This is a genomic window from Pseudomonas sp. LBUM1669, assembly GCF_059695705.1.
This window is the reverse complement of sequence record NZ_CP166786.1, coordinates 15,168-30,058: the sequence shown is the minus strand read 5'-3', so window position 1 is coordinate 30,058 and position 14,891 is coordinate 15,168. Positions and strand designations below refer to the sequence as shown.

The window sequence follows — 14,891 nt, the reverse complement described above, 5'->3', positions numbered from 1 at the left end:
CAGTGGAAAGCCAGTAATTTAGGGGTTTGCCGGTCTTCGCTTAGTTAATGCCGTGGGCAGCCATTTTGTTGCGCGGATCGGTCGCAACAACCTTGTTCGCCGGGTCGAGGTCATCAGCCGCGGCGTAGGCTTGCGAGGCAGTAACAGGGCGAGCAGTGCAACCAACAGAGGACAGCAGAGCCAGGCCGAGGATGGTGATTGCCAGCAGGGATTTAGAAGTTTTCATGTGTGTCACCTCAGTGCGGGTTATGGATTTCAGCGCTTTCTGTCGCTGATGGCCCTATGATATGGCAAGCCCGAACACCTGTAAATAGGGTAAACAAATATATTTACTACTTTTACTAATTATTTTTATGACGCCATAGCGTGGCACCACGCCAGTATGTAGAATCGGCGGCCTGTAGGCGGTTATCTCAGTTTCTTCCTACATTGTTTAAACCTGGGTGCTACCGCACTCGGGTTTTTTTTTGCGCGCCAGAAACACTAGATGCCGTGTCGCCGCCTGTGATCTACGCAAGATGTCGGAAAGACTCAAAAGAAAGCCCGCATCGAGCGGGCTATTTGCTTGCAGCACTGAGGCTATAGATTCATCAGTTGCATACCCGCTGTAGCGAGCAAACCGGCAACAAGGGAAGGGCCATACGGGCACGGCTCTGACTTACCCCGCTGGTAGTAGTAGACAAGTCCGACCACCACGCCAAGTACAGCGCCAATCGTGAAGAACGTAAGCAGGGAGTCGAGCCCGACCCAAGCCCCTGCAACGGCACAAAGTTTGGCATCGCCCTGCCCCACTGGAAGCCACCGCAAGGCGCAATAACCTGCTGCGGCACCCAACACATGCCATTGAAGCTGATCGGGCGCTGTGAGCGCATAGAAAAGCATTCCCGCCCATAGGAGGGGCTGCACAATCACGTCGGGGATGTACATAGTCTCAAGATCGATTACCGCGACGGTGATGAGCGCCCAAAACAGCACAGCAAATACCACCGCTTCAAGCGACAACCCCATACGCCAGAACAACACACCGCCTATAGCTGCGCAGATAAATTCGATGGCCAGGAAGCGCGGGCCTTTCAAGAGTTCCCATTTTGGTGCTGCATTAATGGCCGGATCGGGCGCGTCTGGTAAATCTAGATACTGCTGAGCATCTGCGCGCCATTCCCGCTGTAACGACAGCGGAAGTCGAATACTGACCATCGCAACAACGCAGCCAGCCAGCAAGCCGGCAAGTACACCAAAAGATGCAAAAAACCACATTTCTTTTTCCTCTGTAACACTACATCTGGTGTCGATCGCAGCCGCCGGCGACACCAGATGTAGTGTCGCGGTCTTTTCCTACGGCCGGTTGGTGCCCGTCACAGGCCCCTGAATTTTGTCCAACAAAGCGAAACAACGCTCGGTAACTTCTGACGACTTGTTCGCCGCAGCCTGCCAACGAGCGGCATAGGTGGCATCTTCTTTAGCTTGCTCGCTTGCCGTTTTTTTCAGTTCCTGGGCGAATGCCTGCCAGTTTTCTGCTTGCACCTTCCAGTCTGCCTGCACCTTCGACTCGTCCGCTTTCCAGTTCCCTGCTACGAACCCAAAAACCGCACCGAACAAAAGGGCGGCAGCAACGGGGCGTCCTTCTACGCACTTGGCCCCACGTTTTGACGGCGGGGCTTTTGGTGCACTTGGCGTGATTTTCCTTCAACAGATTTGTTTTTCGGATGACTCCGAGGAAGCGGCCAAAACCCGGACGATCCGGTTTATTTATCGGGTTTATTAACAAACAATGGCCGACCACGAACCGCAATCAACACTATCTGAACGACGACATATAAGACGCTGACGACAAATGAACCATGCCGCGCTAAGTCAACTACAGGGGATGACTCCATGCCCCACAACGGCAAAGACGTTCCCATCAGAGCAATCGGTGGCACGACCAGAACAGTGAAAGAACTGAAATTCATGGTTTTTGATGCCATCGGCATCGGCTCCATTTTTTGATCCTTGTCTTTATTCACAATTGCATTTCCTTGGTGAGAGCTGTATTGGTTAGAGCGTCCACTGACTGTATCCCTGACACCTATTGCAAAATGGGCAATGGACGCTCTACCAATATTGCTACTTTTCCTACCGTTGCAGAGTTGAAACGCTTTTGTTGGAAGGGATGGCCCACACCAGCCCAAGCAGCGGGTGGCGGCGTAAACAGTAGGTGACCTGAGCCTTCGTCTTGCTTGTAACGCTAGCCACTTCAAAGGTGAACTGCTCCCCTGGTCGAGCCATTCGCTGCCCCTTACAAGGGCCGTCGATGACCGGCAATTTCACTTCAACGTCACGTTCGAACATCGTTTTTCCTACAGGACTGGAAGAACTGTTGAAGGCTTGTGCAGTGTGTCAGCCCCGATGAAAACTTCCTCCGGTGCCTCGGGCCACTCATCGCGGATCGCTTCAAAGTTTCCTTCGTTCCAGCAGCGAAGAAATTGAATCCCGTCTTCGGTTTTGAGGGCAAATTCGATAGCCGCGACCGCTGCGTGGTTGCCGTGGTCGCTGTTCGACCGCACTAGCGCAGCATAATCAGCTTCAACGGCCTCCAAAGCTGCGATTCCTTCGGCACTCAAACCACTGCCCGAGATATGCCAAATTTCCAGCAGTGCCAAGAGCTGCGCCGTGTCGGTGGTAAAGCTGTGAGCATCTTCCTCGGAGACTCCACCTTGGCCGTAATAAGCGGACACTACTGCAAGCCGATTTTTCGCCTGATTGACGATGGTTTGTTCCAATGTGTTCATAGCGATGGCATCCCGTTGATAGCTGTGAAAACCGTATTTTCTACGTCCTCGGCCCAGCGTTTTTAGGGCTGGGCTTGGGTGTTCCTGGGCGACAATTCCTATAATTCAGGGTGTCCGATTAATACCGGCATTACCTGCCGCTTCCACCGGGAATAGGTAGTAGTTCCGGCTCGACTCGGTGAGCCATTCAAGAGCCGCATTGTTATTCTGCGCCTGCGCCTCGGTGAAACTGGCCAGCCTGTCTAGAGGAACAACCATAGTCACGCTCGTTGTCCCACTTGGGCAGACCTTGCGGTTGATGACCACCAACCTTGCGTCATTTACCGAACCAGCTAAGACGCACCCGGCTGGCCCCTCGAAGGCCAATTGATCTCCTTTGCCGGGATCAGGATTGTCAGTCAGCAAATGTACGCGGACAGGCTCAAGCGGCACTGACGCGGCATGAGCTACCAACGAGACAAAGAAGACCGACGCGGCAAGAATCTTTATCATGGGGTTCACTTTTCCACTATCTCGAAGTCTTCTGAAAGCGCGTTGCTAACCCGCGCTGGTTGCCAGCTCGAACCCTTCCGCTATGTTCCCCCGCGAGAAACTCGGCACTCCGTTTCACGCGCAACTCCTTGGCTTTGCCCTGAATCGCCGAAACCGGTCTATTCAGTAAACGCACAAGCTCATCCATCGGCGTATTCGGATACAGAGACTTGAGCATATTGAGCTCTCCTGTCGTCCAAAAGCGTCGGCTAGTTTCCATAGCTGCCTCGCCATGTTCGTTGGTTTTGGTCGCCCTTACACGGCCTCGGCCCCGGTTTTTTGGGCCGGGGCTTGGGGTGCAGCAAGGTGCTTATCAACGGGGTTGCAGGTAATCCAAAATGGAAACCTTCGCACCAGAGGTCAGCCAGTCTGTGACGTGCTGAACGGCTTCCTGTTTTGTCCAACCTTTTTGTTTCATAACCGCTTTCATCAGGAGGCCGTTCACGGTGTTTCTGATGACTTTGGCCGCCTGGGGCTCAAGGCACTTTGCCACCGCTACAGCTTGACGCTCTGCATCATCCCAATCACCCGCAAAGCCCCACGCTGCGTATCCGCTGGCCAGCTTCACATAGGTCGCTTTTTTCCCAGCATGCACCCCCTCATTTGGCGGCACTTCCCGACGTTGTTCGACGGTGTAAATGGTCATTTATTTTTCCTTGTGCTGGATGCCCGGCGAGCCGGGCAAGGGGAAGTTAGGAGTTCAACCACTCGTCGAACGACTTCACCGGCCAACCAAGGTCGGACGCACACTGAACATAAATGTTGTAGCGATCACGCAAGCTTTCCATCGGATGTTCCTCACTGGTTCGATTCAATGAGGTGTATTGTACGGTATAGCGTATAAAGCAGAAAGAATTATTTACGGTTAACCGTAAAATTTAAGCAGGCTGACCACTCTCGCGTTTTCATCGACGATGCCTTTCAAACGCAACGAGAATTGGCCTCGATTCGCACCTGTCTGCTCACAAGCTTCCTTTGGTGTCACACCGCTTACAAGGTGCTGCCGAAGTGCTTCGCGGACCTTCGGCCCCCTAATATCCGTGCCAGCTAACAGCAGCTCAAATTGCTCGTCAGGGACACTGCCCGGCACCAAATCGTGAACACCCATCAATGACTCTCCGAACTATTTCAGGCGCGATTAGCGCGCCCGGTAATGGCTTAGCCCCCACTGAAGGGGCTACCGCTCGCCAGCTTCGCATAACGTAATTTTTAGAGCCACATAGCGAACTGTCCGCCTACGTCGGCATAGCTGGCCAGGGTGACACCGCGAGCGGTCAATTCATCCCGCAAAATCTGCTCGGCCCCGTGGTCGTCCAAGTCCATGTAGTACGCATCATCAATCAGCCAGCCGATTTCTTGAGACGACAAACCACATGCGACCGCTTCACCCAACAAGCGAGAGCAAAGCCGGTCGTACTTTCCAGAAACAGCAATCTGCGGATGGTCACCGGCATTGTTGGCCATGAAGAAGGCATAGGCGAAACCATCGGGGGTCACGCTACGGGCGTTCTTCGTGGCAAGGCTGCTACCGCCGTACATGCGGTGCATCTTTGAACCCTCTGTGGGCTCTGCCGGAGCCACTGGCAAATCAGCATTGAACCGTCCCCATAGAAGGGTTTTCTTGGTGTACGTTTCACCGACATGGTTCGGGTCGAACGCCAATCGCCATGGCGGCAATCCACCCAACTTTTCGATGCGTCCGACCGGGTTTTCAATGGCCCAAATAACGGGCCTGAAATACTCGATTGCTCGCAAGGTCTGGTGAACCAGTTCGACCGACGCAACAGTACGTCCGTCGCTATCCTTAGCGGCAAAGTGACGGGCACCGGACACGGCAAAATCCGTGCATGGGCAGGCGGCTAGAATCGCGTAAATATCCAGCCCGTCGAAGTCACCAAACCATTCACCAAAAAAACCGGCGCCGAACAGATTTACATCACCCGTTTCGGGGTTGTCTTGGATGTCGAAACGATAGACTTGGTATCCCGCTTCTTCCCACGGCCGGGACCAAGCCCCGGACTTATCGAAAAACGACAGCACGACTTTATCGCTGTTGTTTCGGAGGTCGCCTTGAGCTGCCGCGTGTCGCTTCCACGCCTCGATGCGCTCACGGGCTTCGGCTGGGGTCATCCAACCATGGGCCTTGTGGTAAACCGACGCTTTGTCGTTGAGGCGAACCACTTCAGAGGCCAGCGGCGAATCGAACAGGTGGTGAGTGCGTTCCTCTGCCGCTCCCATACGCTCATGGGCTTCAGCAAAGGCCGCAACAATTTCGTCAAGCTCTCGATCATCCACCCCAACGGCGGCATGTTCAGGTGCGTAACTCACTACCTGGGGCTGCAATGCTTTCTGACTCATTCGGGTTTTCCGTCGAATTCGCAGGCGCGAAATGGTGGATTTTTACTAGCGAAGATGCCTCGCTTCAATAAAATACATTTTACGGTAAACCATAAAACACACAAGAGATATTTACGGTAAACCGTAAATTAATCACATTTTTATCGACAAAAAAAGGCCGGGATCGCCCCGGCCTTTTTTGCTTCAATTACAGGACGAACTATTTTTGCCGTGTTGCAGTAACCGTCAACACGTACCCGTCATCGGAGCCATTTGCACCAAAGGGAAACTGCGCCGCTTCACCGCTTTTAACGATTCGCGATTGGACAAAGCTGTCGCTTACCGTGTGAGGCAAATCAATTGCGGCATCGCCTCCTGGTGATTTTCCCATCTTTTCAAGCGTTGTATTACTGGCGGCTAACCGATAGATGATGTCACCAGTGCTGCTTACGCGGGGCAAAAGCGACATTTGAAAACCGGTTTCCAGCTTCGCTTTGTGACGCTTCACCACGCCACCCTGTACAGTTGCCGAGTCCGTGTATTCCACCACGGACACATCGCGAAAATCCTGTTGCTTACCGTTCTGCACACCCGCTGAAAAGTTGCTCACAATCTCACCATGCCGAGTAAGCTCGGAGGTGATATTGATGGTTTCAGCCGAGGCCGTCGCCGCCGCCAGAGTCAACATCGTAAACACAACTGCTTTCATAGATTCCTCATAGGTATTACGGGTGCGTTGGGCAACCCTCACTGACCTAGCCCCGGTTTTTTAGGCCGGGGTTTGTGGTGGTGCTGGTCGATCTTTAAGCGGCTCGGGCGTCCGGCAAAGCGCCTTCGGCGTAGAACTCTGCAATCTGCTCGTTCACCTTGTCGAGTAGGTCAAGGCGCTTGAACTCTATGTGCATGTTTCCGTTCTTGAACGCTTTAGCCCGGTAGTAGCTGCTCTCAAATATCTCGCCCTGCTCGAAGGCGACATTCATAGCTGATTCCAGGGCTCGCGGCTGAAACGGCTTACCGTCCAAGGTTTGAAATACCCGGTCTATGTCATTGAGTTTGTCATTCGCCCCGGATCGGATACACAGGCCGCGCCGGAATGACGGGCAGACTATCCAAGTCATAACCACCTTCCGGCCGATGCGAAACGGCTCTTTGGCGTTAGTGCGGTAGTCGCCCGACAGGTAGCGGAACACGTTGAACACGCCACGCCGAAACATATCCCCCGCACGAATCCGCAAGTCGATGAAGGTGGCCCGGATATTCGCCTCGGTGAACTCGGGCGGGGTGGGGTGCAAACCCTTTTCGAACTCGGCCACGGCTTGGGCATCCATCAACTGCTTGAAGCCCGTCAGGTCGAAGGCTCGACGCCACATGCTGCAATCAAGATCGCGGCGCACGGTCCTTTCATCGTCGGGCAACACGGCACCGCGAGGCATCAGATAAGCCCCATGCGGAGCCAACAAATCCTTGGCCATGTTGGTGATTCGGCGCGCATCCGCGATGAGGCGCAAGGCGTCATCGCGGGCTTGTAGCAGATCATTCAGCGTCGTGGGGAGCGCAAGGTTTTTGAAGATGCTCATGCGCGTTTTCCAGCCTCAATTTGTTGCGCTTCCCAGCGCAAATATTTCGCGTTGTCGATGCCACCACAACGCACAATCATGGCGTACCCCTTGCAACCTGAAAGCAGCTCTGAAAGCGGCATATCGGGCTCATCTTCCAGCGGGTCCATGCCCCCGGACATCTCCATGTAACAATCCACAAGCTCATCGCGGCTCATTTTTTCGAGTTTCGCATCAGACGGAACGGGGGCAGGTTTGGCCATGACGGTTTTCCTCATCAATGCAAGCGGGAGTAGTTCGCTTCAATGAGATAAATATACGGTATAGCGTATAAAATATAAAGCATTATTTACGGTTAACCGTAAAATAAATGTCCGCTAAACCTGTATCTGAATGGCTGCTCGCTGGCCGCTGGCTGATCTACACAAACAAAAAGGCCGGAGGGTGCCCCCCGGCTTTATTGGTGTTCCGATGAGAAAATGCCGCCCCGGCGAACCGGGGCAGGATGAGTCATTTATTTTTCACTACATAGTCGACCTGATCCAAATAGGCCCACCGCTCGCTGTCCGCGTCCTCGCTACCGTTGAGCTTGTAGTCGATGCCTGGGTAACCATTTTTAATATCGGCAAACACGCCAGAAACTACACCAGTGACAATGGGGCCGCCTCCGAAGGTGGAGCGAAGTTTAACGGTATCGCCTTGTTTCACATCGTTGATAGTCAACATAATTCAGTCCTCAGTGGTTCGTTTCAATGAGGTTATTATACGGTTAAGCGTATAATAAATACAGATAAATATACTGTATACCGTAATATAATTGGCGCGGATCGGGAACAAAAAAGGCCGAGGGGCCCCCCGGCCTATGGTGTTTATACCGCTCACGGAAACCCGAGTTCACCCGTTCCGCCCCTCCCTTTTGGTGTTCAGTCGTTGTGTCATGCCTCTAGTGTGATGAACCCCGCTGCCTTGCTCGCCTTAGTTAGTGGCTACGACAAACAAGGGCCGGAAACAAAAAAACAAGGCAATCGCCGCCATCAAGAACATTGGGTACGCAATCCAACGAACAACTGAACGCCACGCAAAAAGCCCGAAACCTGCGAAAGAAATGGCAAGACCTAAAAACACTAACGAACTCATAACTTCTCCTTTTTTGACGCAAAAATTGACGTCCTTCTACGGGCTCGGCCCCGGCTTTTTACAGCCGGGGCTTGGGGTACAGCGGGCTACTTTTCCGTGATCAGTTGGCTTTGGCCGCAGGGTTAGCGCACGCCTCATACATAGCGGACAATTTCTTGTTCTGCTTCTCCCAGCGGTTAGCCACCTTCTCCCAGCCATCAGCCTGATTCTTTGCTACATAACCTCCGATCAACGCGCCTACCACCACAGATAAGGCGATAACTGCGAGCAAAGGAAACCTATCGCGTTTGGTATTTGCTGTGTTGTCCATGCCTTGTTCTCTCGTTAGCGTATTTTGCGGACGTAAATATCGGTGTCCTTCTACCTGGCCCCGCGTTTGACGGCGGGGCTTGGGGTGCAGCTGAGCTACATTTCCTAACGATGTATGCCCAACTCTCTGATTGTCAGGTTTTCAAAGCAGCCACCTGTTTCTGAAAACCTAACCCTGTCTCCCGGCTGAGTTAGGATCAACTCATGCATCGTCTGAGGGGTAAAAACCACCACGTAAGCCTGTAGGTCCCCGCGTAGAACGATAAGGCCCTGACCAAAATCCATGCCTCCCAAGCCATAGCGTTCAACTACTCCTTCTAGGGTACGGGTGTGCGCTTGCTTACTAAAAAATCCCATTTGAACCTCGCTAATTCGTGGACTCGATAACCGCGTCTCCCTACGACCTCTGCCCCACGTTTGAAGGAGGGGCTTGGGGTGAATCTGAGCGACTTTTCCTGCAACAGTTGGTTAGGACATTCCCGGCGCTGAGTGAGCGTCGATATACTCGGCTGTGAGGTCTTCGCCGTGATTACCTTCCCCGCTCGCGTAGTCGATGGCACTCACAAGCGCGTCTGAAATATCGTCGTGACCGTACTCTGCCTCAAACGCTTCAACCCATGCTGCCTGCGCAGCCGCCGCTTTTGCGTGAGCCTTTGCCGCTGCCTTTGCCAATCGCACCAACGTTTTGCTCGCCATGATCTTTTCCGTGCTATTGCGAAGGTGGCAGCGGAGGTGGGCATAGATCCGCCATTGTTGGCCTAGGATCGGCAGCCCGCTCAATCCGGGCTTCATCCTGTGCCTTGTTGAAGCCATACAAAAAAGCTCCAACTCCAACCCAAACGCCAGCGGCAATACCGGCGGCGAATACGACGATTAACAGAGCTGGGAGCGGGACGCTCACCGACTTAAATACCAATGTGGTCATCTTCATTTCCTACGTTGCTTCGGGAACCGGCGTGAGCATCAACATGCTGCACGCTGACATGTACAGCGCATCGCTAACCGCACCTGCATGCAGGCCCTTCATCGGGAACGGGAACTGAGCGAATTTGCCGCCGCTGTGCGTGAGGTGAATCACACGCATCGATCCGGCCCCAATCCGGCTCCCCTTCACCGTTTCAACTGGAAACGATGGGTGATGCTCCTTGAGCGTTGCCAAGAGCCGCCGCGCAAAATACGCCTCGCTGTTTGTGGTCATGACTGAAATTCCTTTAACTTTGCATCAGCGCAGTAACGGTGTTCCATAACAGCCAATTGAGGGCCGCACCGAACGAAAGAACACCAACAATGAACAGTACGTAAAGCAGAACTGTATGCCGCCCTTCAGCACGAGCCTTGCCAAACAACCAGAAAACAAGGGCGGCGACTGGCAGCAACAAAAACGCGTAGCGCAGCGGTTCACCCTGTCCCCTCACATTCGTTACCGCCATTAGGGTTATGGCGACGCACAGGCCGACGGCGATTAGTACGGGTACAGCCTGTATTTTGGTGTTTTCTGTGTTCACTGAATCTTTTCCTATGCTCCGGCAAGCTCTGCCTGGAAGGCATCGAGCTGGGCCACGGTGGACACGTCCGGCACAGCGTCCGGCTCCATAGAAAGCTGCACAGCGACGTAAGCCAGAGCCTTAACCCGAGCTGCTGGTACATCCAGTTCGGCAGCTACGCGCTTCGCCGTGCGCGTATCGTTGAGCGCAAACTGGGCAGCTTCCAGCAGTTCAGCAAGCAATTCATCGTCGAGCTGGGCGAGTGTGTTTTTGATGTTGTTCATGATTTCCTATGCGCTTTCTCGCATGGTCTCGACGACCCTATATGCCCACTTGGCACCGTAGTCGATGGAGCCACTGGCGTAGCGCTCAGCGTTTACGATGTCCGCCAGTGTCGGCACTCGCAGCCCGAGTTCTTGAGCTTGAGTCACTGCTTCGCGATACACAGCAGCCAGTTCCAAGTACTGCCATTCATCGACGCTACGCTCAACACGTTTCGCTGCTTCGGCTTGGAACGCGCCATAGATACTGCGGGCAGGCTCGCTTGATGGCTCAAAAATATCGTGCATCAGATTTTCCTTGATTAATCGTCGTCTTCTTCATTGTCGTCAACGAGCTGGTGACGGACGAAAATTTCGTGAGCTTCTGGTATCTCGCGCAGTGATTCGCCCAGCGGGCCACCACGATCAAAAAACAAGTCGATCAGGTGGCAAAGATGCTTTGTCGCTTCCTTCGCAGTAGGGCGGCTCAGCATTTTGTTGCCGATCTGTTCGAGGATTTCACCGGCATCGTGAGGATCGCCAACGGCGATGGCGCGTAACGCCTCATAGTCCGTAAGAGCCTGCTTATGATTCATCGCACTTTTCCTCTAACCTTTTGCTACGCAAGCAGCGCAGATGCGCAGCTGGTTAGGAATCGTCATCGTCACGACCCCAGTGGGGCATTTTGAACACGGTCTTGTAACGCCGAGATACCAGTAACACCCATTTTGCAGAGGCATGGCATCTGCTCGACTGCGCTGTTCGTCATCGGCCGGTTCGCCCTCGATCCGCTTTACCGTCTCGTTGCCAACTACCCGCTTGCGCTCAAACAGCTCGTGCATCTCTTCAGCACTGAACAGCCCCGCGTCAGCAACGCGCAGAATATCCATCGCATCGAGCATGCCTTGTACATAGCCGATATCGAAACGGTAGGTGCGCACGTCTTCGGCCGTGGCAAGCGCACGGAACGAACTCTCTAACAGGTGCAGCAGCTCGTCGCGCTGCTGCTGGGTGGTTTTGTCGGTCATGGGCGTTTTCCCTCAACTTTGGGCAGTCGGCTTGGCACCCGTTTCTAGCGCTCGACGCAGCAAACGGGATTCAAAGATTTTCGTTCCCCAGCAGGCCAGAACAAGGCCGAAAAAAATCGGTCGATCAACGCCGCTTTTGATTTCAAAAATCAAAGGAACCAACAAAGAACCAAGCGTCATGAGGAACAAATAAAACCCTAGCACTGCAACACGGTCGGCCTTTCTAACCTGACTCGCGCTTGATTCTTGACCTGCCATAAATCCCCCCTAGAAGGTATGCAGCGATCTTTTCCCTTTACTTGTCAGCCCTATAGGGCGACGTTTCGATGAGGCAAGTGTGAAATATATTTCATACCAAGTAAAGAAATATATTTCACCTTACAACGATTTCAGGCAGCCCGCGCAACCCATCGTCGTAGTAGCGCGGCCGGTCTGTATCGGCAACGATCTGTTGCACTCTGCGCTTCGACATTCCCCAGCGTTGACTAAGCATCAAGGCATCCCAACCCCGTGTTGCCATGAGAGCCCTAAACTCATCGGGAGTCATTGGAACCACTTCTGTAACGCTCACAAGCCCACCTAAATCATGCGAAATATGTTTCATCATAAAGCCACCTCGAAAGCCCGTCGAATGATTTCTTGATTTACGGTCAGATACGGCTTGCTGTGGTCAAGGCACGCATGGCCAAGGATCGTTTGCACTGTCTCAACATCACCGGTTGCAGCCAGCACCTTAGCTGCGAGCGAGCGCCTGCCGCTGTGGGACGAACCATGTTTGATACCGGCCTGCCTGTAGAGCCTGGTGATTGTCTGTTGCAGCGCATCACAGGCCCGGTACACCTCCGGCCCACTGTCCAACTGGCGATGTTTGAACGCCAGTTCAAAGGCTTGCCCCTTGTGCGTCATGACCAGCTTTGAACCTGGGCGCAACCCTCGATACTCATCCGCGCCGGAAAGCCCCCAGCGGCGCCGATGACGCATCGCAAACCACGCATCGAGTGCGGCCAAACATTTGGCATGGGTCAGATAGATATTTCGCGGTCTACAACCCTTTGTGATGTCCGCTCGCAAGTACACCTCGGGCTTGATGGCACCGCTGGGGTACAACACGTCTGCGACCTCCAACAAGGCCAGTTCGGTGACGCGAACGCCTGTGGTATGGGTTAGCCACAACAAGGCCACATCGCGTTCTGGAAGACGGCCGGTGACGGATGCAACGCGGATCAAGTGTTTGAGTTGTCCTGGGCGAAGTGAAGTAGCGCGGCGGATGGTCATACGGGCTCTCTGTCAGGATTGCACGGGAATCGTGCTGGATCTGTAGAGAGTGGCCAACGGGCCTCCTGAATAGCTTACAGGCAGGCCCGCTGTGGTGTTCACGGAAAATCAGACTCGGCCCCCGCCCTTCCCTTTTGGTGTCCAATCGTCTTGGCATGAGGCCGGGGGCCGATGGGTTACGCCGTCTTGGCGTCCTCAAACACGGGTTTGCCATCTGTCCCGGTGTTGAATTTCGCCTCGCATTTTGGATAGCCGGTGCAACTGTAAAAATCATACGGCTGCGGCTTCCAGCCGATTTTTTTCGGTTTGGTCATGCCCTGGCGGCGAGCCAGTTCCTTGCCGCATTTCGGGCAGTCGATGCCTGTCGGTGGTGGTGGTGCCTTCCGCTCGCCGGGCTTACCGTCCGCATCGGGCAAAGTCTGCTGGGCGCATTCGCGATCAGAGCAAGCCCAAAAGTAGGAGTTTTCCCCCTTGCGACGGCGCAGCACCTTGGCGCAGGTCGGGCACGGATGACCGGCGGCCAGTTCTGCGGCTGCAAGGCCGGTCAACTCAACATCGAGGGCGGTCCATGCTCCAGCCACGACGGCCAAATACTGGTTTTTGCCCTCGGCGATCTGGTCTAGCTCGTCCTCAAGCCCACGGGTGTAGTCGGTTTCGAGGAACGCAAACTTGCCCACCAGACTGTCGCAAACCGTGATGCCACGCGGCGACGGGCTGAGATAGCCTTTTTTGTCTTCAAGGATGTATTCCCGGCTCATGATGTTGTCGAGAATCGCCGCATAGGTGCTTGGGCGGCCGATACCCAAGCGCACCATTTCCTTAACCAGCGTGTCGAGTTTGTAACGTACAGGCGGTTTGGTCTTCTTCGACAGAAAATTGGCACTGTCAGCGGTCAGCGGATCGGCCAGGGTCAGCTTAGGAATTGGGTTGTTGGATGTTTCGTCTTTCTCGTCGTCTTCGTCGGCCACGTCGGCGGCATAGACAGCCTGCCAGCCCGGCGAAAGTAGGGTGCGGCCGGTGGCTTTAAACGCAACTGGCGTGCCTTCGGCGTCTGCGGTCATCCTGACAGTGCGCACGGCATACATCGCATCGGCCAACTGCGAAGCCACGGCGCGTTGCCAGATGAGTTTATACAACGCCCGTTCTTCGTCCGTTTCCCCCATTTCAAGGTCGGCAACGTGCGACGGTCGGATGGCTTCGTGGCCTTCCTGCGCCCCTTCTTTGGCTTTCCACGTCCGAGGTTTGTCGGCCAGCTTCAAGCCCGCGCTTTCCGCATAGGCGGCGATGTCTGCGGCTCCCTCGGCGTCCATGTTCGGGGAGTCGGTGCGGTGATAAGTGATTGCGCCTTGTTCAAAAAGACGCTGGGCCAAATCCATCGTTTTCTTGGGCTTGAATTTAAGCCGTTTACCTGCCGCCTGTTGCAAGTCCGAGGTGGTGAATGGCGAATCAGGTGCCTTGCCCTTCTCGTTGTCTTCGTACTCGGTCACAGTGACTTTGCGCACATTCGACACGCGTTTGGCCAACTCTGAATCGAGTAGGTATTTCGCCCCCTCGGCCAAGTGCGGTTTAACGTCCCACTGCGCTTTCCAGCTGGTGGCGTCGTCGTTCTTGAAAAGCAGTTCGACACCAAAGTGGGCAGTGCTTTTAAAGGCGGCAATGGCGCGTTCGAGGTCAACGATCAGGCGCACGGCCGGGGACTGCACACGACCGGCTCCCAGCGCTTCCCCGGCGTGGTCAGACAGCGCCGGGCTGACGCGATAGCCAATCATGCGATCAAGGGCGCGGCGCGCCTCCTGAGCGTGTACACGGGGCATATCAATGGCACGCGGCGCGGCAAAGGCGGCTTGTATCTTTTCCTTGGTGATCGAGTTGTAGACCACGCGCTTAGGGTTCGACAGGTTCAAGGCGTCGGCCAGGTGCCAGGCTATCGCCTCCCCTTCCCGATCCGGGTCAGTCGCGAGAATGACATCATCAGCGCTGCGCACAGCAGCAGCGAGCTGGCTAAGAATTTTCGCGCCGCGCTCAGTCGGCTCGTATTGAAGCTGGTAGCTTGGCGGCATCATGCCAAGCTCTTTTTGCGGTAGGTCACGGACGTGGCCAACGCTGGCTTTGACGACGTAACTGTCTCCCAGCATCGGCGCGATTTTTTTGGCTTTTGTCGGTGATTCAACGATTACCAATGTGGTCATTTCGGGTGCTTCCT

General features: G+C 54.5%; 26 protein-coding genes. All 26 read right to left on the bottom strand.

What is annotated here, in order from left to right; all coding sequences use genetic code 11:
* Window positions 1-40: 40 nt before the first annotated feature.
* The 26 genes from ACA051_RS31605 to topA all read right to left on the bottom strand — a co-directional run bounded on the left by ACA051_RS31605 (window position 41) and on the right by topA (window position 14,877).
* The gene (locus tag ACA051_RS31605) at window positions 41-226 is read right to left on the bottom strand and encodes a hypothetical protein (protein WP_497376039.1); all 186 of its coding nucleotides are present in this window, start codon (window positions 224-226) and stop codon (window positions 41-43) included.
* 353 nt (window positions 227-579) lie between these two features.
* Window positions 580-1,257: a prepilin peptidase gene (locus tag ACA051_RS31600; RefSeq protein ID WP_497376183.1), complete on the bottom strand. Its 678-nt coding sequence runs from the start codon at window positions 1,255-1,257 to the stop codon at window positions 580-582.
* Between the two features lie 78 nt (window positions 1,258-1,335).
* Entirely contained in the window at window positions 1,336-1,542 is a 207-nt protein-coding gene (locus ACA051_RS31595; protein WP_497376181.1) for a hypothetical protein, read from the bottom strand.
* Between the two features lie 203 nt (window positions 1,543-1,745).
* Window positions 1,746-2,006, bottom strand: coding sequence for a hypothetical protein (locus ACA051_RS31590; RefSeq protein WP_497376179.1), 261 nt, complete (start codon window positions 2,004-2,006; stop codon window positions 1,746-1,748).
* Window positions 2,007-2,115: 109 nt separating this feature from the next.
* Window positions 2,116-2,331, bottom strand: a complete 216-nt coding sequence (locus ACA051_RS31585; RefSeq protein ID WP_497376177.1) for a hypothetical protein — start codon at window positions 2,329-2,331, stop codon at window positions 2,116-2,118.
* An 8-nt stretch (window positions 2,332-2,339) separates the two neighbouring features.
* Complete coding sequence (locus ACA051_RS31580; RefSeq protein ID WP_497376175.1) at window positions 2,340-2,771, bottom strand: hypothetical protein; 432 nt, start codon at window positions 2,769-2,771, stop codon at window positions 2,340-2,342.
* 105 nt (window positions 2,772-2,876) lie between these two features.
* Window positions 2,877-3,263, bottom strand: coding sequence for a hypothetical protein (locus tag ACA051_RS31575; protein ID WP_497376173.1), 387 nt, complete (start codon window positions 3,261-3,263; stop codon window positions 2,877-2,879).
* A 352-nt stretch (window positions 3,264-3,615) separates the two neighbouring features.
* Complete coding sequence (locus tag ACA051_RS31570; protein ID WP_497376171.1) at window positions 3,616-3,948, bottom strand: hypothetical protein; 333 nt, start codon at window positions 3,946-3,948, stop codon at window positions 3,616-3,618.
* Between the two features lie 219 nt (window positions 3,949-4,167).
* Window positions 4,168-4,410, bottom strand: a complete 243-nt coding sequence (locus ACA051_RS31565) for a PapB/FocB family fimbrial expression transcriptional regulator (protein WP_497376169.1) — start codon at window positions 4,408-4,410, stop codon at window positions 4,168-4,170.
* Between the two features lie 101 nt (window positions 4,411-4,511).
* On the bottom strand, window positions 4,512-5,660 hold the full coding sequence (locus tag ACA051_RS31560) for a DNA cytosine methyltransferase (protein WP_497376167.1): 1,149 nt from the start codon (window positions 5,658-5,660) through the stop codon (window positions 4,512-4,514).
* 199 nt (window positions 5,661-5,859) lie between these two features.
* Window positions 5,860-6,348, bottom strand: coding sequence for a hypothetical protein (locus tag ACA051_RS31555; RefSeq protein ID WP_497376165.1), 489 nt, complete (start codon window positions 6,346-6,348; stop codon window positions 5,860-5,862).
* Between the two features lie 94 nt (window positions 6,349-6,442).
* Window positions 6,443-7,216, bottom strand: coding sequence for a DUF4942 domain-containing protein (locus tag ACA051_RS31550; protein ID WP_497376163.1), 774 nt, complete (start codon window positions 7,214-7,216; stop codon window positions 6,443-6,445).
* On the bottom strand, window positions 7,213-7,458 hold the full coding sequence (locus tag ACA051_RS31545) for a hypothetical protein (protein ID WP_497376161.1): 246 nt from the start codon (window positions 7,456-7,458) through the stop codon (window positions 7,213-7,215). Before ACA051_RS31545 ends, ACA051_RS31550 begins: the two co-directional genes overlap by 4 nt.
* Window positions 7,459-7,705: 247 nt before the next feature.
* Window positions 7,706-7,921, bottom strand: a complete 216-nt coding sequence (locus ACA051_RS31540) for a hypothetical protein (RefSeq protein WP_497376159.1) — start codon at window positions 7,919-7,921, stop codon at window positions 7,706-7,708.
* A gap of 249 nt (window positions 7,922-8,170) precedes the next feature.
* The gene (locus tag ACA051_RS31535) at window positions 8,171-8,332 is read right to left on the bottom strand and encodes a hypothetical protein (protein ID WP_497376157.1); all 162 of its coding nucleotides are present in this window, start codon (window positions 8,330-8,332) and stop codon (window positions 8,171-8,173) included.
* A gap of 100 nt (window positions 8,333-8,432) precedes the next feature.
* Window positions 8,433-8,642, bottom strand: a complete 210-nt coding sequence (locus tag ACA051_RS31530) for a hypothetical protein (protein WP_497376155.1) — start codon at window positions 8,640-8,642, stop codon at window positions 8,433-8,435.
* Between the two features lie 467 nt (window positions 8,643-9,109).
* Window positions 9,110-9,337, bottom strand: coding sequence for a hypothetical protein (locus ACA051_RS31525; RefSeq protein WP_497376153.1), 228 nt, complete (start codon window positions 9,335-9,337; stop codon window positions 9,110-9,112).
* A gap of 238 nt (window positions 9,338-9,575) precedes the next feature.
* Window positions 9,576-9,839 carry a hypothetical protein gene (locus ACA051_RS31520; protein ID WP_497376151.1) on the bottom strand — a complete coding sequence of 88 codons (264 nt, stop codon included), beginning with the start codon at window positions 9,837-9,839 and terminating at the stop codon, window positions 9,576-9,578.
* 13 nt (window positions 9,840-9,852) lie between these two features.
* Window positions 9,853-10,146: a hypothetical protein gene (locus ACA051_RS31515; protein WP_497376149.1), complete on the bottom strand. Its 294-nt coding sequence runs from the start codon at window positions 10,144-10,146 to the stop codon at window positions 9,853-9,855.
* A gap of 11 nt (window positions 10,147-10,157) precedes the next feature.
* Window positions 10,158-10,409: a hypothetical protein gene (locus ACA051_RS31510; RefSeq protein ID WP_497376147.1), complete on the bottom strand. Its 252-nt coding sequence runs from the start codon at window positions 10,407-10,409 to the stop codon at window positions 10,158-10,160.
* Window positions 10,410-10,415: 6 nt separating this feature from the next.
* On the bottom strand, window positions 10,416-10,694 hold the full coding sequence (locus tag ACA051_RS31505; RefSeq protein WP_497376145.1) for a hypothetical protein: 279 nt from the start codon (window positions 10,692-10,694) through the stop codon (window positions 10,416-10,418).
* Window positions 10,695-10,708: 14 nt separating this feature from the next.
* Window positions 10,709-10,981, bottom strand: coding sequence for a hypothetical protein (locus ACA051_RS31500; RefSeq protein WP_497376143.1), 273 nt, complete (start codon window positions 10,979-10,981; stop codon window positions 10,709-10,711).
* A 12-nt stretch (window positions 10,982-10,993) separates the two neighbouring features.
* Window positions 10,994-11,413, bottom strand: a complete 420-nt coding sequence (locus ACA051_RS31495; RefSeq protein WP_497376141.1) for a hypothetical protein — start codon at window positions 11,411-11,413, stop codon at window positions 10,994-10,996.
* A gap of 12 nt (window positions 11,414-11,425) precedes the next feature.
* Complete coding sequence (locus ACA051_RS31490; protein ID WP_497376139.1) at window positions 11,426-11,671, bottom strand: hypothetical protein; 246 nt, start codon at window positions 11,669-11,671, stop codon at window positions 11,426-11,428.
* A gap of 345 nt (window positions 11,672-12,016) precedes the next feature.
* Entirely contained in the window at window positions 12,017-12,688 is a 672-nt protein-coding gene (locus tag ACA051_RS31485) for a tyrosine-type recombinase/integrase (RefSeq protein ID WP_497376137.1), read from the bottom strand.
* Window positions 12,689-12,864: 176 nt separating this feature from the next.
* Entirely contained in the window at window positions 12,865-14,877 is a 2,013-nt protein-coding gene (gene topA, locus ACA051_RS31480; RefSeq protein ID WP_497376135.1) for a type I DNA topoisomerase, read from the bottom strand.
* Window positions 14,878-14,891 lie beyond the last annotated feature (14 nt).